Below are 24,679 nucleotides of genomic sequence, written 5' to 3'. Positions count from 1 at the left end.
GTAGGCGTCAAGGTCGCCGTTGGCGGTCAGGGCCGTAGCTTGGGGACGGCTCGGAGGCGGGGTCGCCCTCGGTGTGAAAGCTCCAGACGGCCTTGCAGATGTACCGCAGCACGTCCACGAACTCGGCGCTCGCGCCGCTCGCGGCCGCCGCTGGGCATGCCGATCACATCGTCAGGGTGCAATGTCGTCTGCGGGACAAACCACCGGTCAGGTGAGCAGCGAGGCCAACGCGTCGTGGAAGTCGCGCGCGAACCGCCGCGAAACCGCCGCCTGCGGCGCGAACAGCTCGAAGCCGTGCACCGCACCTCGGTAGACGACCAACTCCGTGGAGACCCCGGCCGCCATCAGCCGCTGCGCGTAGTCGACGTCCTCGTCGACGAACAAATCGAGCTCGGCGGTGCCGATCCACGTCCTCGGCAGGCCCGCCAGGTCGGTGGCCCGGGCCGGAGCGGCGTACGCCGGGACCGGCTTTACGCCGGACAGGTACGCCGTCCACGCGATCGTGTTGCTCTCCTCGTTCCACACCCGTGAGTCGGTCACCGCGGTGCTCGAGGCGGTGACCATCCGATCGTCGAGCATCGGGTAGACCAGCAGCTGTCCGGCCAGCCCTACAACCGCCTCGTCCCGGGCCCGCAGTGCGAGCCCGGCGGCGAGCCCTCCTCCCGAGCTGGCGCCGCCGACAACGATCCGGTCGGGATCGATGCCGAGGTCGCGAGCTTCCGCCTGCAGCCACGTCAGCGTCGCGTAGCAGTCCTCCAGCGCCGCTGGATAGGGATGTTCGGGCGCGTGACGCCAGTCGGGCGCCACCGCCACGCAGCCGTGCGTGGACACGACCCGGTCCAGCAGCGGGTCGTCTTGTTCCGCGTGGCCAAGTACGTGTCCCCCGCCGTGCACCCAGAGCAACGCCGGTCGCAGCGGATCGGCCGGCCCCGCCAGACCGTTCGGGCGGTGTAGCCGCACCGGCACCGAGGAGGCGCCGTCGCGTCCTGGCACGTGCACCACCTCGGTGCGCACCCGTCCGCTCGGCTGCCACCTCGACCGGGCGAGCGCGGCCAGTTCGCGCCGTTCCGCACGCGCGTGCGCGAGATCGCGAAGGTCGAGCCGCGGGATATGGTCGAGCACGGCCGCGATCTCCGGGTCGAGCCGCTGCAGGAAGCGCATCAGGCGACCCGGCCGCGGCGCTTCCCAGGAGTGAAGGTTGCCGGGATCCGTTGGAAGCCGGCGTTGACGCCCTGGTGCGGATAGGTCTCCACGCCGTCCAGGTCGACCCGGTAGTCAGGCATCCGTTCCAAGATCTGGCCAACCAGCTCCCGGGCGATGGCGCGGCCAAGATGGGCGCCGGCGCACCGGTGGATGCCCATTCCGAACGCGGTGTGCCGGTTCGGCCACCGGTGCAGGTCAACCTCGTCGGCGTCCTCGAACTGGGCGGGATCGCGGTTTGCCGAGCTCCAGGCCAGCAGCACCCGGTCGCCGGCCTTTATCGAGCAGCCCCGAAACTCGATGTCCTGGGTCACCGTCCGCGCTAGCGCCTGAGTCGGCGAGAACGCGCGCAGGAACTCCTCGATCGCGCGCTCGAGGAGCTCGGGGTGCTCGATCAGCTCGGCCCGCTGCTCGGGGTGTCGGTGCAGGTGCACCAGCGTCTGGCTGACCAGCGAGGCGGTGGTGCCCACCCCGCCGGAGATCAGCAGCTCGATGATGGAGTACGCTGCGTCGTCGGTGATCGGCTCCCCGTCGACCTCCTGCACCAGCAGGTGACTGATCAGGTCGGCTCGCGGCTCCCTGCGGCGTGCCGCGATCGCCTCGGTGATCTGCCGCTCCATCCATGGGATGTCGACCTCGACCGATCGGTTGTGGGCCGGGCTGCCCGGCGAATCGGCGAGCACCGAGTGCAGAGTGCGCGAGTAGCGCTGCCAGTCGTTGACGTCGAGACCGAGCCAGTCCAAGGTGACCACCGCGGGCACGCCGATCACCGAGGCGAGATCGCACTCACCCTCCTCGATCACCTGGTCGATGAACCACTCGGTCCACTTCGCGATCATCGGCCGCAGCTCCTCGATCGCCGCCGGAGAGGTGACCGGGTTGAGGATCTTTCGGTAACTGCGGTGCTCAGGCAGGTCTAGCTCCACCGGAATGTGCAGGCGGACCGGTGCCTTCGGGATCACGTTGTTCAGGCCCTCCCCACCGTGGGAGCTTCGACCCGATGAGAATACGGCGTCGTTGCGCGCGGCCTCGAACACCGAGGCGTAGTCGGAGAGCACCCAGTAGCCGCCGTGGGCATCGGTCCACGCGACGGGCGCCTCGGCCCGCAGCCGGGCGTACGAGACGACCGGGTCGACCGAGTGCTCCAGGGAGTTGTGGTCGAAATGCACTACCGGGCAACCACCGCGCTTGGTCATCGACCCACCTGCCAGCTTCCATTATTTATGCGTATGATAGCAAGGATCGTGTTGCTGTCTACCTGATGCCCGGAGAAGGAGTGCTGCGGTGCAGATCGGTGTGATTCTCGGAGACGTCCACGCGAGCGTCTCCCCGAAGGACCACCTCGACGGGCTGCTGCGGCAGGTCGAGGCCGCGCAGCGCAACGGCATCTCCTACATCACCATCGGGCACCACTACCTGTACGGCGACCTCCGCTGGTTGCAGCCGATCCCGACGCTCGCCCGGATCGCGGCAGAACTCGACGAGCACGTCACGCTGGCGACCACCGTCATCCAGGTGCCGCTCTACCACCCGATCGCGCTGGCCGAGGAGCTCGCCACCCTCGACATCCTCACCCGGGGCAAGCTCGTGGTGGGCGCGGGCGCCGGCTACCGCCAGGACGAGTTCACCTACTTCGGCATCGACTTCACCAAGCGGTTCGCGATGATGGACGAGTCGCTGCGGCTGATGAAGATGTTGTGGACCCAGGACGTGGTCGACTTCGACGGCAAGTTCTGGAAGCTCGAGGACGGCCACACGCACATCCGGCCGTGGCAGGACCCGCACCCGCCGATCTGGATCGGCGCGATGAAGGACGCCGGTGTCCGCCGCTCGGCGCGTCTCGGCGACGGCTGGCCGGTCACCCCGGAGACGAAGATCCCCGAGATGGTCCGGCTGATGGCGCTCTACGAGGACGAGCGGGACAAGCTCGGCCGGCCCCACGTCAAGCACCCGCTGCGGCGGGAGATCATCCCCGGCCGGACCACCGACGCGGCATTCGAGCGCTTCGAGTCCATGGCCAAGGAGCGCCTGCTGGCATACGCCGCACGCCAACTCGCGACCCGCGACGCCGACGAGCTGACTCGGGAATTCCGCAACGTGGCCGCGAAGGAGACCTTCATCGGTACGCCGGACGAGTGCATCGCGCAGATCCGCGATCTCTCCGCGATCGTTCCGATCGACCCGATCCTGGTCCGTGCGCAGTGGCCACACATGAGCACCGAGCAGGTGGTGGAGTACCTCGACGACCTGGGTCGGGACATCGTCCCGGCCCTGCGCCAGATCGACTCCGTCGACCGCGTCGTGCGCGACGCCGCGGTCTGATCCGAACTCAGTCGGCGACCGCGCCCGACTCGAGCAGCCGCACGACGTGCTCCGCGCCGAACCCGTGCTCGGCGAGGATCTGACGGGTATGCTCCCCCGGCCGGGGCGGCAGCGTCGGCACCGGCGTCGCGGAACGGCTGAAGCGCGGGGCGACCGCCGGCTGCACGTGCCCGGTGTCCCCGATGGGCATGTACGCCTCGCGTTGCCGGGCATGGGGGTGTGCGGCCGCCTCGTCCATGTCCAGCACGGGGGTCACGCAGCAGTCCACGCCGGCGAAGGCGGCCGTCCACTCGTCCCGGGTCCGCGTGGCGAACGCCGCGGTCAACGCCTTGCGCAGCACGGGCCACCTGCTGCGGTCCTTGTGGCTGCCCGTCAGCCGATCGTCGGTATCCAGGCCGAGCACACGCAGCACGTTGACGAAGAACTTTTCCTCGATCGCACCGACCGCGACCCAGCGGCCGTCGGCACAGGTGTAGATGTCGTAGTAGGGGCAGCCGGTGTCGAGCAGGTTCGAGCCACGCTCCAGCGACCAGCGGCCTGCTGCGCGGAGCCCGTGCACCAGCCCCATCAACGCCGAGGTCGCGTCCAGGACGTTGCCGTCCACGACCTGTCCCCTGCCCGACGTCCGTGCCTCTAGGAGGGCGCACACGATTCCGAACGCGAGCGAGGACGCTCCCCCACCGAAGTCACCGACCAGGTTGAGCGGCGGGACCGGCCGCTCACCCGCACGGCCCATCGCGTGCAGGGCGCCGGTCATCGAGATGTAGTTGATGTCGTGGCCGGCGACCGGCGCGAGCTCACCGTCCTGGCCCCACCCGGTCATCCGGCCGAAGACCAGCCTCGGGTTGCGGGCCAGGCAGATGTCCGGACCGACACCGAGCCGCTCGGCGACGCCCGGCCGGTAGCTCTCCACCAGCACGTCGGCCGACTCCACGAGGCGGAGCACGACCTCCACCCCGTCCGGGTGCTTCAGATCGACGGCGATGGAGCGCCGGCCCCGCTCGATGACCGGGTTGGGCGTGTAGTCGTCCGACCCGGCGCCGGGCCGGTCGACCCGCACCACGGTCGCCCCCATGTCGGCCAGCAACATCACGCAGAACGGCCCGGGCCCGATGCCGGCCAGCTCCACAACGGTGACCCCGGCGAGCGGTCCGGCCGGCTCAGGCACCGGAGGCCTCCGCGGAGAGCAGGTCGCGCAGTCTGGACTTGGCGACCTTGTTCAATGTGGACCGGGGCAGGTCGTCGACGATGCGCACTTCGCGCGGCCGCTTGAAGTCGGCGAGCATCTGCGAGCACCGGCCGGCCAGCGCACCGACGGTGACCTCCGCGCCGTCGTGCGTTACGACGAAGGCGACCGGCACCTCACCAAGCATCGGGTCCGGCTTCCCGACCACGGCCGCCTCCCGGACACCGGGCACCCCGAGCAGCACGCGTTCGATCTCCGGGGCGCCGATGTTCTCTCCCCCCACCTTCAGCACGTCCTTGTCCCGCTCGACGAAGGTCAGCGTGCCACCCATGTCGAGGCGGAGGCGGTCACCGGTCACGAACCAGCCATCGTCTGCATAGGTCGCGGCGGTGGCGTCGGAGTCGTGCAGGTACTCCTTGAAGAGCGAGACACCGGGCACCCCGCGCACGTGCAGGTTGCCGGTCTCGCCGGGGGCCACGGAGTGCCCCGAGTCGTCAACGACGCGTACGTCGTACTCCGCGGCCGGCCGGCCTATCGTGCCGGGCGCATCCTGGTGGTGCAGGTCGCCTACCACCGGGTGCGAGACGGTCTCGGTCATCCCGAACCAGCCCACCACCGGCACGCCCCCGGTGACCGGTGAGGGATCGAGGTTTGCGCTGTTGCCCCAGCCGCGGTATGCGTGCCGGTCGGGCACCTCACGGTCGGCGAGGGCGCGCAGCACGAAAGAGACGACGGACGTCCAGGTCACCCGATGGTCCACTGAGACGTCCCAGAAGCGTGAGGCGGAGAACTTCGGCTGCAGCACCAGTGCGGTGCCCGACCACAGGCACGACAGGAAGGAGTAGGACAACGCGTTGGTGTGGAACAGCGGAAGGTGGATCAGGTAGGTGTCGTCGGGGCGCAATCCCTGGTGCGTAGCGCCGACCTTGCCCGCCCACAGGCAGTTCGCCTGGGTCCAGACCACGCCCTTCGGCCGCGCGGTGGTGCCCGAGGTGTACTGCACCGAGGTGGCGGCCGCGCCCGGGACCAACGGGCGACGCTCGACCGGGTCGGCGCGCAGCAAAGCCTCGACCGCGTCCGCACCGGTCCCCTCGCTGACCGCGACCCAGGCCAGGTCCGGCATCGCGCCGGACACGACGTCGGCGACCTCACCGCTCACCACGGCACCGACCGGGCCACAGTGTGAGCCGACGTAGCCGAGCTCGTCAGCGCTCAGCCGCGGGTTCAGGCATACCGCGACCGCCCCCATGGCGGTCAATGCGGTCCAGGCGAGCAGGAAGTCGGGGTGGTTCGACATTACCAGCGCGACCGGATCCCCCTGCCGTACGCCGCGGCGAGCAAACCCGGTCTGCAGGGCCGCGACGTCTCGGGCGAACTCCGACCACGTCCAGCGGCGTACGGGTGCGTCGAACGGCGCCCACGTGAGGAACGTCCGGTCCGGCGCGGTCGCCGCCCACCGGTCGACCAGCCAGCCGACGTCGCGGCCGGCGAACGCCGGCAGTGGGGAAGCGCTCACGCCGGCCATTGCAGGTGCTTTACTGTGAAGAACTCGGCGAACCCGTCCTCGCCCATCTCCGAGCCGGTGCCGGACTGCCGGCGGCCGACCCAGGGGACGTCGGGCCTGGCACCGCCGCCGCCGTTCACGGCCACCGTCCCGGTGTCGAGCCGTCCGGCGATCTCCATCGCCTGCTCCGGGTCACCCCATACCAGGGCGTTGAGCCCGTAGCGGCTGTTGTTGGCGATCTCCACCGCCTCGTCGACACTGTCGTAGGAGAACAGGACGGCGACCGGCGCGAAAAGCTCGTCCTGCGCGATCTCGTCGTCGGGGTGGACGCCGGTGAGCAGCGTGGGTTTCAGGAAGTAGCCGTCCAGGTCTGCGGGACGGCCGCCACCGGCGAGCACGGTCGCGCCCTTGTCCACCGCCCGCTGGAGGTAGCCTTCGACCCGGCTCCGGTGCTCCTCGGTGATTAGCGGGCCGACCTCGGTCGACTCCTGGGTGGGGTCACCGACAGGCAGCGCCGTGAGGAAGGCGGTGGCCTTGGCCACGAATGCGTCGTAGTCGTCGCGGTGCACCAGGATGCGGGTGGTCGCCCCGCACCCCTGCCCCGCGTTGCGGCAGAACCGCAGCATCGACGGGCCAACCGCCCGGTCCAGGTCGGCCCCTGGAAGGACGACCGTGGGTGACTTGCCGCCGAGCTCGAGAACTACGTTCTTGTGGGTCTGCGACGCGGCCGCCATCACCGCGGCGCCGATCTGGTCGGATCCGGTGAAGGAGACCATGTCCACCGCGGGGTGCGAGGCCAGCCGCTCGCCCACCGAGGCGTCCCCGACCACCAGGTTGAGTACACCGGCGGGCACTCCCGCCTCCTCGGCGAGCCGCACGAACGCCACGGTGTTGAGGGCGCCGCGCGGTGAGGGCAGCAGCACGACCGAGCATCCGGCGGCCAGGGCCGGTCCGACCTTCCAGGCGATCAGGTTGATCGGGTAGTTGTACGCCGTGATCGCGGCGACCACGCCGATCGGCTCGCGCAGCAGCACGCTCTTGGAGGCCGGCGGGCCTTGCTGTTCGGGCAGTTCCTCCCGGTACCCGCCCCGTGGGCCGCGCTCCGCGGCGTCGGCGGCCCACCGGAGGTTGACCGCCGGGGTCGCCGTCTGCAGCGTGCGCGCCAGGCTGATCGGGGACCCGACCTCGGCGGTGATCAGCTGTGCCAGTTGCTCCCGGTCGCGGTCCAGCAGGTCCGCCAGCCGGCGCAGCACCGCCGCCCGCTCAGCCGGCGGCTTAGCCCGCCACAGCGCCTGGTCGAAGGTGCGGCGGGCCGCGGCGATCGCGGCGTCCGCCTGGTCCACCGTCGCCATCGACCAGGTGGCCAGCTCGGTTGCGGTGCCCGGCTCGATGCTGATGAACGCCCCGGCGTCCCCTGTGGTCCACTGCCCGTCGATGAAGCAGGTCTGCCGGGCGAGGTCGGTCGCGAGCTCGGACACGCTGGTCACCGCTGGTCCCCTGGAAGGTCGATGTCGAGGATGAGGGACTGGAACGCCTTGCCGTGCGGGTCCACTCGCAGCGTCATCGAGACTCCGCCACCGAGGGCCTTGTCCAGCACGAAGTTGAGGCCGTGCACGTTGGGCAGCTCGTACCGGACCACGTTGCCTTGGACCAGCGCTCCGAAGTGCTCGCGGACGACGTCGGCGGTGAGCTGCTCGACGAGCGTCGGGTAGTCGGCCTGGTCGTAGACGAAGACGCAGATGTTGCTGACGTCTCCCTTGTCGCCGGACCGGCTGTAGGCCATCTCGCGCAGCTTCATGACTCCAGCACCTCGGTCTCCAGCCGGACCTGCTCCCGCGGCACGTAAGCGGGGGTGACACCGAGTGCCGGAACCACGCTCCCGGTCGCGCCACCGCCGCCGGCCGGCCCGAAGTAGAGGAGCTCGACCTCGTGCACGGCGGCGCGGGCAGCCTCCATGTTCGGCGTACGGACCGCGAGGCGGAGGCGCACCTCGGTCGGCTCGCCACCGACCAGGCGGTCACCGAACAGCGATCCCACGCCCTGCAGATCGACCCGCAGGTCGTCGATGTCGCTCCCGAACGCGTCCAGCCTGGCGCGGACGATCTCCTCGGCCCGACGTGCCCGATCGACGCACCCCGGTCCGCCGTAGGACATCTCGCCGACGGCCTTCCAACCCTGGTCCACGCCGACCAGCACCTTCAGGTGGCTGGGCCACTCCCGACCCCGGGCGCCGGAGAGACGGACCCGGTTGTCGCCGAGGTCCTCGATCGTGACGCCGGTGAAGTCCGCGGTCACGTCCGGCGTCAGGTAGCGCGCAGGATCGTGGATCTCGTAGTAGAGCTGGGTCTTCATGGTGAGCTCGTCGACGGCGCCGCCGGTGCCGGGCAGCTTCGTGACCACGACCGACCCGTCCTCGACGTCGGCGAGGGGGTAGCCGAGGTTGTGCGGGTCCGGGACCCGCCGGTACGGCGGATCCTCGAAGTTGCCTCCCGTGGAGTGCACGCCGCACTCGAGCAGGTGGCCCACCATCGTGGCGTGCCCGACGCGGTCCCAGTCCGTGAGGTCCCAACCCAGCTCGTGGCAGATCGGACCGACAAATAGCGACGGATCCGCGAGGCGGCCGCCGAGCACGATCTGCGCGTCCTCGCGCAGGCAGTCGACGATCGGCAGGGCGCCAATGTAGGCGTTGGCCGAGACGATCCGGTCACCGAGCGCGCCCACCGTGGTGCCCAGCTCGGGCAGCGCGCAGTCCAGACGGGTGACCAGGTCGTGCACGTCGTCCCCGCGGATGACACCGATCCGCACACCCAGCAGACCGACCTTGCGCAGGTGCGCCGCGAACTCCTCGTAGGCGGCGTCGGGGTTGGCCGCACCGAAATTGCCGACCACCTTGCCGCCTCGGGACAGGTAGCCACGCAGCAGTGGGACGAGGGCTCCGATGCGCTCGTCCTGCCCGGTCGAGGGGTCCTGCCGACGACGGACGTGGGCGAGTGCCATGGTTCGTTCGGCCAGGCAGTCGAACCCCATGTAGGAGACGCGACCGCTGTCGGCCATGGCCGCGGCCGGCTCCAGCCGGTCGTTGGCGTACGCCGAACCTGACCCGATGCTCAACACCGGAGCCAACGCCTCGGGCATGGTCAGTCGACCTCGATCGCGAGCTCGGGGCAGCTGTCTGCGGCGAGCTGCGCCTCGTCCTCCTTGCCGGCCGGCACGTTCTCGTCCTTCACATACGCGTGCCCGTCCTCCTCACGCGCGTAGAAGAGGTTAGGGCTGCTCAGCCGGCACAGGCCATGGCCCTGGCACTTGTCCTCGACGACGCGTACCTTCATGTGCTCCTCCTCGTTGAAAACTCACCTTGACACCGGCGGGATCGAGTATAACCATGATCAGGGTAGAGGGAACCCTAAGGAGGCGTCGATATGACGGAAACGGCCCGTTGTCCGGTCGTACACTTCGACCACAACTCCGACGAGCACTCCGCTGACCCGGCCGGCTCCTACAAGGCTCTCCGTGAGACGACGCCGGTGGCATGGACCGAGGCCCACGGCGGGTACTGGGTGCTGTCTGACTACAAGGCTGTCTTCGAGGCCGCGCGCGACGACGCGACCTTCTCCTCCGAACGCAACACCTACGGCGGTGAGGGGTTGTCGGTGGTGATCCCGAAGACGCCGGCGCCGTTCCATATCCCGATCGAGATCGACCCGCCGGAGTTCCGGAAGTGGCGCAAGATCATCAACCCGATCACCGCGCCGGCCGCGGTCGAGCGGATGGAGCGGATGGTCAAGCACTACGTCACCGCTTTCATCGACGACATCATCGAGGTCGGGGCAGCCGACATCACCTCGGTCATCGGGGTACCCGCGATCGTGACGGTCGACTGGCTCGGACTGCCGATCGAGCACTGGAAGACCTACGCAAGAGCCTTCCACGCCTTGCTCATCGCGGTGCCGGGCACCGACGAGTTCGACCAGGCCGTCAAGGTTGACCTGCCCCACCTCGAGAAGGTCACGCGACAGGTGATCGCCGACCGGCGGGCAGAGCCGACCGACGACATCATCAGCTACCTGGTGCAGCAGGAGGTCGACGGCCGACCGGTCACCGACGACGAGGTGTTCGCGATGGTCGACCTGCTGCTGTCCGGCGGGGTGGGCACCACCGCGTCGCTGGTCTCGAACACCGTGGTGTGGCTCTACCAGCACCCCGAGGTCCGCTCCGAACTGCAAGCCGACCTCTCACTGCTGAACAAGGCCATTGAGGAGTTCCTTCGCTACTTTTCCCCCACCCAGGCGCTGGCCCGGACCGTCACCGAGGACACCGAAAAGCTCGGCTGCCCGATGAAGAAGGGCGACCGAGTGCTGCTGTCCTGGGCGTCCGCAAACCGCGACCCCAACCAGTTCGAGAACCCCGATGAGGTCGACATCCACCGTTGGCCCAACCGGCATACCGCCTTCGGCATCGGGGTGCACCGGTGCGCAGGGTCCAACCTCGGGCGGGCCATGGCCAAGGAGCTGCTCAGCCAGATCCTCACCCGGCTGCCGGACTACAGGGTCGACCTCGATGCGCTCAAGCCCTACCCGCACCAGGGCACCAACACGGGCTACGTAAGCATCCCTGTCACCTTCACGCCCGGTCCCCGGATCCTCTCGTCGGCGTCCCGCGAGTCCACCCCCTCCTACTGACCAAGGCGGCCCTTGCATGGAGTCATACGACGTCGTCGTCCTCGGCACCGGCGCCTCCGGGCTCACCGCGGCGCTCGCCGCCGCAGACGCCGACGCGTCGGTCGGGCTGTTCGAGAAGGCCGACAAGGTCGGCGGCACCACGGCGCTGGCCAGCGCCGTGGCCTGGATCCCGAACAACAAGTACGCCGCACAGGCCGGCGTCGCGGACTCGCGCGAGGACGCCCTGGCCTACCTGGCGTCACTGTCGCACGGGATGATCCTGCCCGAGCTCGCGGAGACGTTGATCGACACCGGCCCGGAGCTGATCGAGTGGCTGGAGTCCTCGACGCCGCTCAAGCTGCGGCTCGTACCCGGGTTTCCGGATTACCACCCGGAGCACCCGGGCGGAAAGCCCCAAGGCGGTCGCTCCTTGGAACCGGAGCTCTTCTCCTTCGACGAAATCCCTGGTTGGGGCGAACGCATGGTCGGCGTGACCCGACCGATGCGGGTCACCGAGACCCCCATCGGTGGGGGGACGGGCGTCATCGATCCCGAGGTGGAGGCCCAACGGCGATCCCGATCCATCGAGGGCCTCGGCAGGGCGATGGTGGGCGCATTGCTCAAGGGGTGCCTGAACCATAATGTCGTGCCACAGCTCGAGCACCGTGCCGTCGAGCTGCTGATGGAGGACGGCGCCGTGCGCGGTGTCCGCTTTGAGAGCCCGGACGGGGTCCGCGAGGTGCGGACTAAGTCCGTGGTGATCGCCACCGGCGGGTTCGAGTCAGACGAGGCCCTGGTCCGCGACTTCCTTCGTGGCCCGATCAAGTATCCCGCCGGCGTTGCCACCAACACCGGGGACGGCTTGCGGATGGCGATGAGGGTCGGCGCACAGCTCGGCAACATGCGTGAGGCGTGGTGGGTCCCGGTTGCCGCCCTCCCCAAAGCGCATCCCGACGATCGCCAGCCGGTGATGCTGATCCTGCGGGAGCGGACGCTCCCTCGGTCAATCATGGTGAATCGGTTCGGCAAGCGTTTCACCAACGAAGCGGCGAACTACAATGCGCTGGGTGGGGCATTCCACCAGTTCGACCCCACGTCCTTCAGCTATCTCAACCAGCCCTGCTGGCTCGTCTTCGACCAGGGGTTCGTCGAGAGGTACGGCGGGTTTGGCGCCGGCCCTGGGGGACCTGCACCCGGCTGGGCAGTGCGCGGGGACTCGCTGGCCTCGCTGGCCGAGAAGATCGACGTGCCGGCCGATCAGCTGGAGAAGACGGTTGCCCGGTTCAACGAACTGGTCAGCTCAGGGCACGATGACGACTTCAATCGGGGCGACAGCGCGTACGACGGCTGGTGCGGTGACCGGACCAAGTACCCGGGGCCGATGGCGACTCTTGGGCCACTCGACGAAGGCCCGTACTACGCCGTCGAACTGGTCTCGTCGGCGCTGGGCACCAAGGGTGGCCCGCGCACTGACGTCGACGGTGCGGTGCTCGACGTGGACGGCAACGTGATCCCCGGCCTGTTCGCCGCGGGCAACGCGATGGCCGGTGCGACTGGCATGGTCTACGGGGGCGCCGGCGGCACGCTCGGCCCTGCGCTGGTCTTCGGCTACCGGGCCGGTCGGCGGGCAGCGAAGGGCTGCTGACGACCGGCCCGGTAGCGGCAAGATGGAACGAGGGGCTGGGACACTCATGTCCCAGCCCCTCGCTATTGCTCACGCCGCGGGATGCTCCTATGGATGTCAAGCGGAGAGTTCAAGATCGTTTGATGTGATGAGCTGGTCGAGCCCGCGGGCGATGTAGCGTTTGAGGCATCGGACGATCTCTTTCTTGGACAGGCCTTCCTTGGTGCGTCGTTCGGCGTGTGCGCGGGTGCGGGGGTCGTAGCGCAGGCGGCAGAGCACGACACGGTAGAGGGCGGCGTTGGCCTGCCGGTCACCGCCGCGGTGAGCCGGTGCCGGTCCGCTCGCCGGCCAGGGCGGCGGCACGCACCAGCCGGGCAACGCGGACAAGACGGAGATGGGGCCTCTGGCCAGGCGCCTATGAAGTCACAACGCCACGTCCAGTGGAGTGCACAAGCACCTCCCGACCGAGGTCGACAAATCCCATTAAGGACCCGAAGTCAGTCAGTCGCTGGGTCAGACCTCGGCGGGAGGTGCTCATGAACATCATCTCTGTCAGTCGTGGTGTTCCTGGGGCGGCAGCGCGGCGACCATCGGGTGGTCCCGGTCGGTGAAGTCGACTCCCGATGCCCCGCCCGGTGAGCCCAGGTCGGCGAAGAACTCGGCATTGGCTCGGTGGAAGGAGTTGAGGTCCTCGGGCACGTCGTCCTCGTGGGCGATCGCCTCGACCGGGCAGACCGGCTCGCAGGCGCCGCAGTCGACACACTCGTCGGGGTGGATGTAGAGCATCCGCGAACCTTCGTAGATGCAGTCCACCGGGCATTCATCCACGCAGGCGCGGTCCTTGAGGTCCACGCACGGAAGCGCAATGACGTAGGTCATGCTGGATTCTCTTTCAGGTCGGGCACCGGCTCACCGGTCAGCTCGTGGGCCACCAGGTAGGCCAGGGTGAGCCCGCGACCAAGCGCGAAGCCGCTGTTGTAGCCGGATCCTGTTGTCGTAAGCGCTGCGCACGACCCGACGGCATACAGACCGGGCACGATCGATCCGCTCACCGACAGGACATGCCCATCGCGGTCGATGTGCACGCCACTGGAACCAATGCCGGTGCCGACGAACCGCAGCCGGAAGCCGTGGAATGGCGCCTCAGTGATGGGTCCCAGGACCGGGCTCGGCTCGTTGGCCGGATCACCGGCGAACCGGCGCACATAGTCGACGTTGCCCCGCCCGAAGTCCGGGTCCTCTCCTCGGAGCGCGTGCTCGCTGAACTTGGCCGCGGTCTCCTCGAGCCGGATCCCGTCGATGCCCAGCGCCTCGCCGAGTTCCCGCAACGTCGGCGCAGACGTGACCAGTCCTTCGGGATACGTGCCTCCGGGCGGGGTGATGCCCAGCCCGTACTTGCGGTGGTGCTGCTCGTCGAAGATCAAGAAGAACGGCAGGTGCCGGTCGTCCGGGTTCATCGTCTTGTCGACGATGTCGACCCAGTAGGAGTCGTCGCAGTACCGCTTCCCGCTGGCATCGACAATCATGCAGTGGGGCATAGCGTAGTCGGGCCCGTACGCGAAACCCTCGCCGACCGCAGACTGCCAACCGGGGAGCATCGGCACTTTGGTCGCCGGGATCCGCGCGACGGCTCCGCCGACAGAACGGGCGAGCTTGATCCCATCGCCGCGCAGCGTATCGGGGGCGACGCTGCCGAAGTCTTCCGGTCCTAGCCCGACGAGCTCCTCGACCAGTTCCGCGTCCCAGTCGTAGGTGCTCGTCGCGAGCACCACAGGGCCGTGCAGGTCAACAGGCCCGTCGGGACCGATCGCACGTACACCCACAACCGCACCGTTTTCGCCGGTGAGCAGCTCGACCACCCGGTGCGAGGTGTGCAGGGAAACCCGCTCCTCCTGGAGCACACGCGCAAGGAAGCTGGCCACCACGCCGGTACCAAACGTGAGCGGGTCCCCGTCCTTGTGGGCCGTCGGCTCACGGCTCTCGACGATGCCGAAGGCCTGCACCCCCGCCTGGGACTCGCCGGACTCGTTGTCGTCGACGTAGGTGAGCCTCCGCCCCTTTACGAACATGTCGGCGTACGTCGTACCGACGGGGAAGTAGGGGCTGACCCGCAACCTCTGTCGCCACTCGCCCAGGACGCTTCCGTCGATGACCTCGTTGGTGAGGTAGCGCCCGGCAGGCGCCGCACCCTCACATTCGTTGTGGTAGTCCGCTAGGCCAGGAATTACCGTCCATCGGATCGCACCGACGTCCTCCCAGTGCTTCATTGCCGACGGAGACGTGGTGAGCCACCGATACATCGCCGACTCGTCGAGCACCTCCGGATGGTCGTGTGCGATGGCGCGGACGTACTTCTCGGCCTCATCGAGGGTGTCGTGGATGCCTTCACGCTCGGCGACGTGGTTTGCACCCACCCACACCTGACCACCGGAGTACGCCGCAGCCCCACCGACCATGTCGCCGGCCTCGAGAACGATTGCGTCGCGGCCCCTCAGGGCAACGCCGAGGGCGGTGGCGAGACCGGAGAGGCCGGCGCCCACAACGATGACCGGAGCCTCTGACGAGCTTGTGCTCATGGTTATCTCCTTATTATTTCGAGGTTTGTGGATCGGTGTAGAGCGTCGTGCGCTGGCGGGCCGGCCTGCCAGCGAGGGCGGCCATCTCCTCGAGCTCGGCCACGGAACGCCGGGAGCCGTTGGTGGACCCGGCCATCCGGCTGATGGTCTCCTCCATCAGGGTCCCGCCCAGGTCGTTCGCGCCGCCCCGGAGGACCTTGGTGCACACGTCCGGGCCGAGCTTCACCCACGAAGTCTGGATGTTCGGAACCAGCCCGTGGAGCATCACCCTTGCAAGTGCATGCACGGCGCGGTTGTCTCGCTCGGTGGGGCCGGGTCGGGCAACCCCGGCAAGGTAGATAGGTGCCGACTGGTGCACGAACGGAAGCGGGACGAACTCGGTGAACCCTCCGGTATCGCGCTGGATATCCGCGAGGACGCGCAGATGCGCGACCCAATGGCCCGGATGGTCAACATGGCCGTACATCATGGTCGACGTCGTCGGCAGCCCTATCCCATGTGCGGTCCGGATCACCTCGGTCCACTGCGAGGCGGGAAGCTTACCCTTGGTCAACACCCATCGGACATCATCGTCGAGAATCTCCGCTGCCGTTCCGGGTAACGAATCCACGCCGGACTCACGAGCCTTGACCAGGAAGTCACGGATGGATAGCCCGGTACGGGCAACGCCGTTCATCACCTCCATGGGACTGAACGCGTGCACGTGCAGGGACGGTGCCCGTCGCTTCACCTCGGCAGCGATGTCGAAGTACGCCGAACCCGGCAGGTCTGGATGGATGCCGCCCTGCATGCACACTTCGGTCGCCCCGACGGCTACCGCCTCTTCGGCTCGGCTGCCGATCTCGTCCAACGAGAGCGTGTAAGCGTCGGCATCCGTGCGCCGTTGCGCGAACGCGCAGAACCGGCAGCCCGTGTAGCAGACGTTGGTGAAGTTGATGTTCCGGTTCACCACGTAGGTGACGTCGTCACCGACGGCCTCCCGGCGAAGATCATCCGCAAGTCGACACAGCTGTTCGAGGAGCTCGCCTTCGGCGGTGACCAATGTGAGCGCGTGTCGCTCGCTGATGTTGGCGGGGTCCCGTTCCGCCGCTGCGAGCGCGTCCTTCCCGGCCGCGCCTATTCGAGCGGGAGCAATGCCGCGTGGCTCCGGGCCACCGGCGATCCCCTCACGGAGCGCGTCCCAGTCGCCGTAGACGTCATCGAAGTCGTCTCGGCGGTCCGACGTGCGCCCCTCGCTGTCGATGCTCGTGTGCAAGTCGGTGCGTCCAACAGAAGACCAGCCCTGCCCGTCGTACGCTCCGTCCGGCTCCTGCCAGGGGATGCCGCTGGGTGTGACGTCGGTCCGGGCCAGCCCCGCCGGACCGGCCAGCGCAGCGATGTGTGGCTTGAGCCGCGGGTCGAGCCAAGGCTCCCGGAGGTACGGCGGGTGCACGGTGAGCCGTTCCACGAGTCGGAAGCCGACTGATTCGCAGGCTCGACTGAGTTTCTCGATCTCAGGCCACGGACGTTCGGGGTTGACATGGTCCGGTGTCAGGGGGCTGATGCCGCCGAAGTCGTCGATGCCCGCGGCCAGGAGGGTCGTGCACGCTTCGAGGTCGACCAGGTTCGGCGGTGCCTGGAGGCGCATGGCCGGCCCGAGCACGAGTCGTGCCGTGGCGATCGCGGCAAGATGCTCCTCGAGTTCGAGGTCACCGTGCCTGCGCATCGCAGTATCCGGCTTGGCCCGGAAGTTCTGGATGATGACCTCTTGCACGGCCCCGTACTGGCGGCTGATCTGTCGCATCGCGAAGATCGACTCGGCGCGCTCCCGAAGTGTCTCTCCAATGCCGACGAGGATGCCGGTGGTGAAAGGCACGTTCAACCGCCCAGCATCCGTTAGGACCCGCAGTCGGACGGCGGGGTCCTTGTCCGGTGAGCCGTAGTGAGCGGCGCTACGCTCGGTGAAGAGCCTCGTGGAAGTCGACTCGAGCATCATCCCCATCGACGGCGCGACCGGTTTAAGCCGGTTGATCTCCGCCCAGGTCATGACTCCCGGGTTCAGGTGTGGCAGCAGGCCGGTCTCCTCCAGCACCAGCACTGCCATGGCCCGTACGTAGTCGAGGGTCGAGTCGTAGCCCTGTTCGTCGAGCCATTGCTTAGCCTCGGGCCAGCGGTCCTCCGGACGGTCACCGAGGGTGAAGAGAGCTTCCTTGCAGCCGAGCGCCGCGCCCTGAGCGGCGATGGCGCGAACCCCGTCGGGGCTTAGATACGGTGGCTCACCGGCTTGCGCAAGCCGGCTCGGAGTCGCCACGAACGTGCAGTAGTGACAGCGGTCGCGACACAGCCGCGTGAGCGGGATGAACACCTTCCGGCTGTAGGTGACCGTGTCTGGCCGGTCGAGTGCGGCGAGCCCGGCGTCGCGCACTCGGGCGGCGGTGGCCATCAAGTCGGTCAACTGTTCACCGCGAGCCGCCAGCAGCGCTGTCGCCTCCGCGACATCGAGGGACTTGCCGTCTCGAGCGCGCGCCACGGCACGGGACACCTGCCGTGGCGTCGGGCACGAGACGTCGGGGCCTACCGAAGACAAGGCGGAGACTCTCAGATATCCGTAACGCGCAGCGACGCGTGCGCCTTGTAGCGCTTGTTGATGGCGATGAGGTTGGCTGTGAGGGCCTCGACCTGGCCGGCATTGCGGAGTCGCCCGGCGTACACCCCTCTACAGCCGGCGATCCGGCCGGCAAGATCCTGCACCAGATTCGTGGCCTCGCGGTCGTCGCCCACTACCATCACGTCGGCGTCGAGCGACGCGACCTCGTCGTCGAGCAGCACCACTGCCGACAGGTGGTGGAAGGCGGCAACCACGGTGGCGTCGGCGAGCAACATCTGGGCCTGCTCAGCGGCGCTGCCCTCGGGAACGCTCGGCGCAAACGGGCCCATCTTGTCGAAGGCCAGGGGGTTGACGCAGTCGACGACGACCTTGCCCGCCAGCTCCTTGGCCAACGCCTCGACCTGGCTCCGATGCCCTTCCCAGGGCACGGTGACGAGCACGATATCGGCGGTCTCGGCACAGTCCTCGTTGGTCGCCCCACGAACGCTGCTACCCAACTCGGCAGCAGCCGCCTCCGCGCGGTCGGCGGACCGAGATCCGATGACCACCTGCAGTCCACTGTCGGCGAACCGGCGAGCCAGTCCCCTGCCCTGCGGACCCGTGCCACCAATGATCCCGATGATCTTGCCAGCGAGGCGGTCCACGACCTGGTGGTGTTCGTCGACTGCGCTCAATTCTGACTCCTCAGCTTGCCGATTTGGCTTCTAAGGATAATCATATGCATAGAATGGCACAAGGGTGGAGGGTTGAATGACAAGATCGGTCGTGGTGGTCGGCGCCGGACTGGCCGGGCTGCGAGCAGCCGAGCAGCTGCGCGCCGCTGGTTGGGCCGAGCCTGTCACCGTCATCGGCAGCGAGCCCCATCCGCCGTACAATCGTCCACCTCTGACCAAGACCGCCTTGCGCGACGGTGCGGACCCTGAGGGCCTCGCCTTCCGGCAGCGACCGTCCACTGCCGATGTGGAATGGCGTCTCGGCACAACGGTCCGGTCGGCCGACCTGCGCGACCGCACCGTGACCCTTGACGACGGATCCACCCTGCCGTACGACGGTTTGGTCATCGCGACCGGGGTGTCCGCGCGGCGACTGAACCTCGCGGCCCCCCGCTCGTGGCGGCACACCGTGCGGACCATCGAAGACGCCAAGGCGCTCCGCGAGGACCTCGAGGACGGCAGCCGAGTGGTCATCATCGGCGGAGGGTTCATCGGCTGCGAGGTGGCGAGCACGGCGGTGTCGCTCGGCTGCGAAGTATCGGTTGTCGAGCCCTTTTCGGTGCCGCTCGAAGGTCCGGCCGGGTACATCCTCGGAGCCGAGGTACAGCGCCGACATGAGAGTCAGGGCGTCCGGTTCAGGACCAGGCGGACCGTGGCGGCACTGCATCGAGAGGCCGCCGATGGGCCCACGACCGTCGAGCTCGACGATGGCAGCTGGCTCGTCGCCGACGTCGTCGTCGAAGCGGTGGGCTCCACCGCGAACACCGGATGGCTCGAGGGACAGGGCCTCGACCTCACCAACGGGGTCCTGTGTGACGTGGACCTACACCCGCTGACTGCTACCGGCCCGCTCCGCGACGTGGTGGCCATCGGCGACGTCGCCAGGTTCCCGGTACCCATGTTTGGAGGCATGCCCTGCCGCATCGAACACTGGACGATGCCCACGGACATGGCCGGCCACGCGGCACGCTCGCTCATCGCCGGAATCACTGGAAAGCCGATCACCGGTCCTGCGTTCAACCCGCTCCCCACGTTCTGGAGCGACCAGTACGGCACCCGTATCCAGTCCTTCGGAATCCCCGCCCTCGGGCGAGACGACGTCCGCGTTCTGGAGGGCGATCTGACATCCGAGGCCGTGCTCGGCTACCACCGCGACAACACCCTGGTCGGCGTCGTCCTCCTGGGCATGCCGAAGCAGATGATCACCTACCGTCAGGCGCTGATCGATGCCAACACACCGGCACCAGCCGCCGAGCTCGTGAGAGAGGGCACGCGTTGACGTCGAGCACCGGGACCACGCCCGCACGCACAGGCGACCGGCAGGTCGAGAGGCTAGACCGCGTTATCATCCGGTTCGCCGGGGACTCCGGTGACGGAATGCAGCTGACCGGGGATCGGTTCACCCAGGAGACCGCGTCATTCGGCAATGATCTGTCGACGCTGCCCAACTTTCCGGCCGAGATCCGGGCACCTCAGGGCACCATCCCTGGCGTCTCGTCATTCCAGGTGCACTTCGCCAACTACGACATCCTGACGCCGGGCGACCGTCCCGACGTACTGGTGGCGATGAACCCGGCAGCCCTGAAGGCGAACATCACCGACATGCGGGCCGGCAGCACGATCATTGCCGACTCACATGACTTCACCTCCCGCAACTTGAGCAAGGCCGGTTACTCGGACAATCCGCTCGAGGATGGGTCGCTCGACGACTTCAACCTCCACGCGCTGGACCTGACCGGGATGACGGTCGAGGCAGTCAAAGAGTTCGGGCTCTCCCGCAAGGACGCCGCCCGGGCTAAGAACATGTTCGCGCTCGGTTTGCTGTCGTGGATGTACGGCCGGCCGACCCAGGGCACCATCGACTTCATCGAGGCCCGGTTCGCGAAGAAGCCGGCGATCCGAGATGCCAACCTCACCGCGTTCAAGACCGGATGGAACTTCGGTGAGACCACCGAGGCGTTCGCGATCCGGTACGAGGTCAAGCCCGCCAGGATGCCGGAGGGCACCTATCGCAACATCACCGGGAATGTCGCGCTGTCGTACGGGATCGTCGCCGCCGGCCAGCTGAGCGGACTGGACGTCCTGCTCGGCGCCTACCCGATCACCCCGGCCAGCGACATCCTGCACGAGCTGAGCAAGCACAAGAACTTCGGTGTGACCACCTTCCAGGCCGAGGACGAGATTGCCGCCATCGGCGCCGCCATCGGCGCCTCGTTCGGCGGGTCGCTCGGGGTGACCACCACCTCCGGACCCGGCATCGCGTTGAAGTCGGAGACGATCGGCCTAGCCGTGATGCTGGAGCTTCCGCTGCTGGTGGTCGACGTGCAGCGGGGTGGCCCCTCCACGGGTCTGCCGACCAAGACCGAGCAGGCTGACCTGCTGCAGGCGATGTTCGGCCGCAACGGCGAAGCGCCGATCCCGATCGTGGCGCCGCAATCGCCGGCCGACTGCTTCGATGCCGCGGTTGAGGCGGCCCGGATCGCAGTGACCTACCGGACCCCGGTGATGCTGCTGTCGGACGGGATGCTGGCCAACAGCTCCGAGCCGTGGCGGATCCCGGACGTCTCGGAACTGCCGACCATCGACCCCGCGTTCGCGACCAGCCCGAATCACGTCGCCGACGACGGGACCGAGACCTTCCATCCGTACAAGCGTGATCCCGACACGCTTGCCCGGCCCTGGGCACCTCCGGGGATCCCGGGCCTGGAGCACCGGATCGGTGGGATCGAGAAGAAGGACGGCACCGGCGAGATCTCCTACGATCCGGCCAACCACGACCTGATGGTCCGCACCCGGCAGGCCAAGGTCGACGGCGTGGCACGGTCGATCCCTGACCTCGAGGTGGACGACCCTTGCGGCAGGGCCCGCGTCCTGGCGCTCGGCTGGGGCTCCACCTATGGGCCCATCGGGGCAGGAGTACGGCGGGTACGCAAGGCCGGCTACGACATCGCACAGGTTCACCTACGGCATCTGAATCCGTTCCCGTCGAACCTCGGTGACATCCTGCGCTCCTATGACCAGGTGATCGTTCCGGAGATGAACCTCGGACAGCTGTCGATGCTGTTGCGGGCGAAGTACCTCGTCGACGTGCAGAGCTACACATCCGTTCGGGGGGTGCCGTTCGGGGCCGAGGAGCTCTGCAGCGTGTTTATGGACATCGTCAAGAACCTGTCCGCCCCAGACGCGGCCAACCACAGCTGAGCTGGCAACAAGCAAGGAGTTCGTTGACGTGCACAACCTGACTGAACTTCCGTTCCCGGGTCTGCGCGGTGTTCCGGTCGCGGAGTTCCCGGGGAACCGCAAGGAGTACACCTCCGACCAGGAGGTGCGCTGGTGCCCAGGCTGTGGTGACTACGCGGTGCTCTCCGCGGTGCAGGGTTTCCTGCCCCAGCTCGGGCTCAAGCGGGAGAACATCGTGTTCGTCTCCGGCATCGGCTGCTCGTCCCGGTTCCCGTACTACCTCAACACCTACGGGATGCACTCCATCCACGGCCGCGCCCCCGCGATCGCCACCGGCTTGGTGACGAGCCGCGCGGACCTGAGCGTGTGGGTGGTCACCGGCGACGGCGACGCGCTCTCGATCGGCGGCAACCACCTGATTCACGCGCTGCGCCGAAACGTGAACCTGAAGATCCTGCTGTTCAACAACCGGATCTACGGACTCACCAAGGGCCAGTACTCCCCCACCAGCGAGCCCGGCAAGGTCACCAAGTCCACCCCGATGGGATCCCTGGACAACCCGTTCAACCCGGTCTCCCTCGCGCTCGGCGCCGAGGCCACCTTCGTCGCCCGCACCATCGACTCCGACCGCAAGCACCTCACCGAGGTGCTCACCGCCGCCGCCCAGCACCGCGGCACCGCGCTGGTCGAGATCTACCAGAACTGCCCCATCTTCAACGACGGCGCGTTCGACGCGATCAAGTCCAACGACACCAAGGCGGATGCGATCATCCCGCTGGTGCACGGCGAGCCGATCCGGTTCGGCGCCCCCGGCGAGGACGGGCTCGGGTCCAAGGGGATCGTCCTCGACCCGGCTACCGGCGGGGTTCGCGTGGTCCGGGTCGCTGACGTCGACGCCGCGGACGTACTGGTGCACGACGCGCGTGCCGAGGACCCGACCACCGCGTTCGCCCTGTCGAGGCTCACCGACGCCAGCAACCTTGACCAGGCCCCGATCGGCATCTTCCGCTCCGTCGACCGCCCCACCTACGACGACCTCGCCCGCGACCAGATCCGCACCGCCACCGCCGGCCAGGACCGTTTTCAAGCACTCGCCGGGCTTCTCGCTGGAGGAGACACATGGACCGTGGAGTGATCCGTTGACCCAGCCACGGGTCCCTCTGCCATGCGACGTAGACGAAGACGCTGCTCCCCCCGGAAGAGGGCTACTGCCCGCATGGCTCTTCGTGGCGATGGCGACCGTAATCGGGCTCAACCTTCGCGCAGCCCTGGGCTCGGTACCTCCGCTGTTGCCGCCGATCACCGACGAGCTCGGACTGTCGAGCACGACACAAGGCATGCTCACCTCGGTCGCGATCCTCTTCACTGGACTGTGCGCACCGTTGGGGCAGAAGCTGGGCGCCTGGATCGGACCGGAGCGGGCCACCTCCGTGATGCTGGGCACCTTGGCCGTCGGCTGTTCGATCCGACTGGTGGCCAACCACACGTGGATCTTCCTGTTGTCCAGTGCGGTGGCCGGGGTGGGTATGGGCGGTGCGACTGCCCTTCTCCCAAGCCTGATCGCCCATCACGTGCCCAAGATCCGTGGATTCGCGATGGGCCTGTACTCTACGGGGCTTGCCATGGGTGTTGCGGTTGCCGCATGGATCGCGGTGCCGACTGACGCTTGGCTCGGTGGGTGGAAGCCGGCACTTGCGCTGTGGGGCCTCATCGCCCTGGTGACTCTCGCCCTGTGGCTCTGTGCCACTCCCCGTCTCCGCCGCGCACACCCGTCCCGGGAGGTGACCGGACTCGTGGTGAATCACCACCTGCCGTGGCACTCCCGTACGGCCTGGTGGGTCACGTGGTACACGACCGCAGCCATGATCATCGGCTTCAGCGGTCTGGCTTGGGTAACACCGCTGTACGTCGAGCTCGGCGTCCCCGACCAGAGGGCGGCGGGCTACTTCGTGACCTTCCAGGTGGTCCAGCTCGCCGGCATGCTCACCCTGCCCTGGCTGACAGACTACACACGTGATCGTCGTCCGCTCCTGGCGTTGGTCCTGGTCTCCAGCGCATTGGGGATCGCTTGCCTGCTGATCGACCCGCTCGGACTCGTGTGGCCGGCCATGTGCTTGTTCGGAACAGGGGCCGGCGGTGGCTCGACGTTGGCTCTCGTGCTCCTAGTGGACGTGGCGAGCAGCCAAGCGGACGCAGCGAGGCTGAGCGGAATGGTCATGCTGGTCGCCTATGTCGCCGGCGCGTTCGCCCCGGTACTTCTCGGAGTCCTTCACGACCTCACCGGCGGTTTCACCGCCGGTTACTCCGTCATCTTGGCCCTGATCCTGGGCGTGCTGGTGACGATCCCTGCCTTCCGGCCCGACCGCCGGCTGGAGAACCCAGCGCTGGAATCCCCTGCATCCGTGAGCATCAGCAGCGAGTGACATTGCTCTCCCCGCGCAAGCGACTCCTCGTTCCGACCCTGGTCCTGCTGATGATCGTCAACCGGAGTGGTGAGCAGCCGCCCCGCGGGTCAATGACAAGCGCACTGTTGAGACCACGGGCGAGCGGCGACGGTTCGCCTCGGCGATCCTGCTGGCATGGTGCCGCAAGGCCACCTCGTCGAACGATCCAACACCCACGCCGAATCCGTAGCCACAGCGGCCTAATCAAGATCTCTCATCCACAAGTCTTGACTATTGCTCGCCTGACCGGAGCGGTTCTCGTGGGTGCGGTGACGACCTCGCTGCTCGGTCGGCTCAGGAGTGCTCCGCGGCGCCGGCGGTGGTCGCCGACACGAAATCGGCGTGCGGGTTGAGTCGTTCGACGAAGTACTCGACTCCCAGGTCGTGGTAGGCGACATCGCGGCTGAGCATGACCCACACGGCGATCAGGACGGAATGCCCTACCCCGACGAGCGCGCGTTTCTTGCCGCGTCAAGCGGCGATCCGCCGGTATCGGCCGGCCAGGTACGTGCCCTTGGCTCGGGAGGCGGCGACCGCGACCTGTCCCAGGACGGCTTTGAGCCACGCGTCGCCGTGCCGGGTGTGCCCGGGTTTGTTCAGCGCACCGGACTGGTTGTTGCCCGGGCACATGCCTGCCCAGGAGGCCATGCCCCCCAGGGGACCGGCAGCGCGACAGCGTTCAACC

At 68.1% G+C, this 24,679-nt stretch carries 20 protein-coding genes and 1 pseudogene; 7 read left to right on the top strand and 14 right to left on the bottom strand.

The genetic code is table 11. The features are described 5' to 3' along the window. Positions 1-207 precede the first annotated feature (207 nt). Both HC031_RS19325 and HC031_RS19320 read right to left on the bottom strand, forming a co-directional pair. A complete protein-coding gene (locus HC031_RS19325; RefSeq protein WP_167926760.1) occupies positions 208-1,161 on the bottom strand; it encodes an alpha/beta hydrolase in 954 nt (317 codons plus the stop codon). Beyond that, positions 1,161-2,396, bottom strand: coding sequence for a cytochrome P450 (locus HC031_RS19320; protein WP_167926759.1), 1,236 nt, complete (start codon positions 2,394-2,396; stop codon positions 1,161-1,163). The genes HC031_RS19325 and HC031_RS19320 overlap by 1 nt, the downstream gene beginning before the upstream one ends. 88 nt (positions 2,397-2,484) lie before the next feature. Here HC031_RS19320 and HC031_RS19315 point away from each other — a divergent pair, with 88 nt between their 5' ends. After that, entirely contained in the window at positions 2,485-3,522 is a 1,038-nt protein-coding gene (locus HC031_RS19315) for an LLM class flavin-dependent oxidoreductase (RefSeq protein WP_167926758.1), read from the top strand. Positions 3,523-3,529: 7 nt separating this feature from the next. Here HC031_RS19315 and HC031_RS19310 read toward each other — a convergent pair whose 3' ends face one another. Genes HC031_RS19310 through HC031_RS19285 form a run of 6 tightly spaced genes read right to left on the bottom strand, consistent with a single transcriptional unit; the run spans position 3,530 to position 9,541 of the window. Then, positions 3,530-4,690: a CoA transferase gene (locus HC031_RS19310; protein ID WP_167926757.1), complete on the bottom strand. Its 1,161-nt coding sequence runs from the start codon at positions 4,688-4,690 to the stop codon at positions 3,530-3,532. After that, positions 4,683-6,224 (bottom strand): AMP-binding protein, encoded by a 1,542-nt coding sequence (locus HC031_RS19305; protein WP_205862959.1) that lies wholly within the window; start codon positions 6,222-6,224, stop codon positions 4,683-4,685. The genes HC031_RS19310 and HC031_RS19305 overlap by 8 nt, the downstream gene beginning before the upstream one ends. Next, positions 6,221-7,699, bottom strand: a complete 1,479-nt coding sequence (locus tag HC031_RS19300) for an aldehyde dehydrogenase family protein (RefSeq protein ID WP_205862958.1) — start codon at positions 7,697-7,699, stop codon at positions 6,221-6,223. Before HC031_RS19300 ends, HC031_RS19305 begins: the two co-directional genes overlap by 4 nt. Beyond that, positions 7,696-8,010 carry an AtuA-related protein gene (locus HC031_RS19295; protein WP_167926755.1) on the bottom strand — a complete coding sequence of 105 codons (315 nt, stop codon included), beginning with the start codon at positions 8,008-8,010 and terminating at the stop codon, positions 7,696-7,698. The genes HC031_RS19300 and HC031_RS19295 overlap by 4 nt, the downstream gene beginning before the upstream one ends. Next, positions 8,007-9,347 carry an acyclic terpene utilization AtuA family protein gene (locus HC031_RS19290; protein ID WP_167926754.1) on the bottom strand — a complete coding sequence of 447 codons (1,341 nt, stop codon included), beginning with the start codon at positions 9,345-9,347 and terminating at the stop codon, positions 8,007-8,009. The genes HC031_RS19295 and HC031_RS19290 overlap by 4 nt, the downstream gene beginning before the upstream one ends. Positions 9,348-9,349: 2 nt before the next feature. Further along, a complete protein-coding gene (locus HC031_RS19285) occupies positions 9,350-9,541 on the bottom strand; it encodes a ferredoxin (protein ID WP_167926753.1) in 192 nt (63 codons plus the stop codon). A gap of 90 nt (positions 9,542-9,631) precedes the next feature. Here HC031_RS19285 and HC031_RS19280 point away from each other — a divergent pair, with 90 nt between their 5' ends. Beyond that, complete coding sequence (locus HC031_RS19280) at positions 9,632-10,891, top strand: cytochrome P450 (protein ID WP_167926752.1); 1,260 nt, start codon at positions 9,632-9,634, stop codon at positions 10,889-10,891. Between the two features lie 16 nt (positions 10,892-10,907). Continuing rightward, complete coding sequence (locus HC031_RS19275; protein WP_167926751.1) at positions 10,908-12,515, top strand: FAD-dependent oxidoreductase; 1,608 nt, start codon at positions 10,908-10,910, stop codon at positions 12,513-12,515. Positions 12,516-12,611: 96 nt separating this feature from the next. On the opposite strand, the pseudogene HC031_RS19270 reads toward HC031_RS19275, so the two are convergent. From HC031_RS19270 to npdG, 5 genes and pseudogenes are all read right to left on the bottom strand, one after another. Further along, positions 12,612-12,860: pseudogene (locus tag HC031_RS19270) on the bottom strand (IS110 family transposase); the annotation flags it as partial. A 186-nt stretch (positions 12,861-13,046) separates the two neighbouring features. Next, positions 13,047-13,373, bottom strand: coding sequence for a ferredoxin (gene fdxA, locus HC031_RS19265; protein ID WP_167926750.1), 327 nt, complete (start codon positions 13,371-13,373; stop codon positions 13,047-13,049). After that, complete coding sequence (locus HC031_RS19260) at positions 13,370-15,070, bottom strand: FAD-dependent oxidoreductase (protein WP_167926749.1); 1,701 nt, start codon at positions 15,068-15,070, stop codon at positions 13,370-13,372. Before HC031_RS19260 ends, fdxA begins: the two co-directional genes overlap by 4 nt. 13 nt (positions 15,071-15,083) lie before the next feature. Next, positions 15,084-17,636, bottom strand: a complete 2,553-nt coding sequence (locus tag HC031_RS19255) for a bifunctional FO biosynthesis protein CofGH (RefSeq protein ID WP_205862956.1) — start codon at positions 17,634-17,636, stop codon at positions 15,084-15,086. An 11-nt stretch (positions 17,637-17,647) separates the two neighbouring features. Then, positions 17,648-18,331, bottom strand: coding sequence for an NADPH-dependent F420 reductase (gene npdG / locus HC031_RS19250; protein WP_167926748.1), 684 nt, complete (start codon positions 18,329-18,331; stop codon positions 17,648-17,650). Positions 18,332-18,407: 76 nt separating this feature from the next. Here npdG and HC031_RS19245 point away from each other — a divergent pair, with 76 nt between their 5' ends. The 4 genes from HC031_RS19245 to HC031_RS19230 all read left to right on the top strand — a co-directional run bounded on the left by HC031_RS19245 (position 18,408) and on the right by HC031_RS19230 (position 23,973). Further along, positions 18,408-19,649 carry an NAD(P)/FAD-dependent oxidoreductase gene (locus HC031_RS19245; protein WP_167926747.1) on the top strand — a complete coding sequence of 414 codons (1,242 nt, stop codon included), beginning with the start codon at positions 18,408-18,410 and terminating at the stop codon, positions 19,647-19,649. Beyond that, positions 19,646-21,571, top strand: a complete 1,926-nt coding sequence (locus HC031_RS19240) for a 2-oxoacid:acceptor oxidoreductase subunit alpha (RefSeq protein ID WP_167926746.1) — start codon at positions 19,646-19,648, stop codon at positions 21,569-21,571. The genes HC031_RS19245 and HC031_RS19240 overlap by 4 nt, the downstream gene beginning before the upstream one ends. Positions 21,572-21,632: 61 nt before the next feature. Beyond that, a complete protein-coding gene (locus HC031_RS19235) occupies positions 21,633-22,685 on the top strand; it encodes a 2-oxoacid:ferredoxin oxidoreductase subunit beta (RefSeq protein WP_205862976.1) in 1,053 nt (350 codons plus the stop codon). A gap of 97 nt (positions 22,686-22,782) precedes the next feature. Next, the gene (locus HC031_RS19230) at positions 22,783-23,973 is read left to right on the top strand and encodes an MFS transporter (protein ID WP_240942704.1); all 1,191 of its coding nucleotides are present in this window, start codon (positions 22,783-22,785) and stop codon (positions 23,971-23,973) included. 492 nt (positions 23,974-24,465) lie between these two features. Here the strand turns inward: HC031_RS19230 and HC031_RS32565 are convergent, their stop codons facing one another. After that, positions 24,466-24,642: a transposase gene (locus HC031_RS32565; RefSeq protein WP_205862954.1), complete on the bottom strand. Its 177-nt coding sequence runs from the start codon at positions 24,640-24,642 to the stop codon at positions 24,466-24,468. Positions 24,643-24,679 lie beyond the last annotated feature (37 nt).

It is taken from the genome of Planosporangium thailandense, assembly GCF_011947195.1.
In the GTDB taxonomy this organism is placed as follows: Bacteria; Actinomycetota; Actinomycetes; order Mycobacteriales; family Micromonosporaceae; genus Planosporangium; species Planosporangium thailandense.
Note: the sequence above shows the minus strand (reverse complement) of the source record. Positions and strands in the feature narration are given on the sequence as shown.

Coding starts and splice junctions, on each gene's coding strand:
- HC031_RS19325 (WP_167926760.1), bottom strand. CDS start 1,161: ATGCGCTTCCTGCAGCGGCTCGACCCGGAGATCGCGGCCGTGCTCGAC.
- HC031_RS19320 (WP_167926759.1), bottom strand. CDS start 2,396: ATGACCAAGCGCGGTGGTTGCCCGGTAGTGCATTTCGACCACAACTCC.
- HC031_RS19295 (WP_167926755.1), bottom strand. CDS start 8,010: ATGAAGCTGCGCGAGATGGCCTACAGCCGGTCCGGCGACAAGGGAGAC.
- HC031_RS19290 (WP_167926754.1), bottom strand. CDS start 9,347: ATGCCCGAGGCGTTGGCTCCGGTGTTGAGCATCGGGTCAGGTTCGGCG.
- HC031_RS19285 (WP_167926753.1), bottom strand. CDS start 9,541: ATGAAGGTACGCGTCGTCGAGGACAAGTGCCAGGGCCATGGCCTGTGC.
- HC031_RS19280 (WP_167926752.1), top strand. CDS start 9,632: ATGACGGAAACGGCCCGTTGTCCGGTCGTACACTTCGACCACAACTCC.
- HC031_RS19275 (WP_167926751.1), top strand. CDS start 10,908: ATGGAGTCATACGACGTCGTCGTCCTCGGCACCGGCGCCTCCGGGCTC.
- fdxA (WP_167926750.1), bottom strand. CDS start 13,373: ATGACCTACGTCATTGCGCTTCCGTGCGTGGACCTCAAGGACCGCGCC.
- HC031_RS19260 (WP_167926749.1), bottom strand. CDS start 15,070: ATGAGCACAAGCTCGTCAGAGGCTCCGGTCATCGTTGTGGGCGCCGGC.
- HC031_RS19245 (WP_167926747.1), top strand. CDS start 18,408: ATGACAAGATCGGTCGTGGTGGTCGGCGCCGGACTGGCCGGGCTGCGA.
- HC031_RS19230 (WP_240942704.1), top strand. CDS start 22,783: ATGGCGACCGTAATCGGGCTCAACCTTCGCGCAGCCCTGGGCTCGGTA.
- HC031_RS32565 (WP_205862954.1), bottom strand. CDS start 24,642: ATGGCCTCCTGGGCAGGCATGTGCCCGGGCAACAACCAGTCCGGTGCG.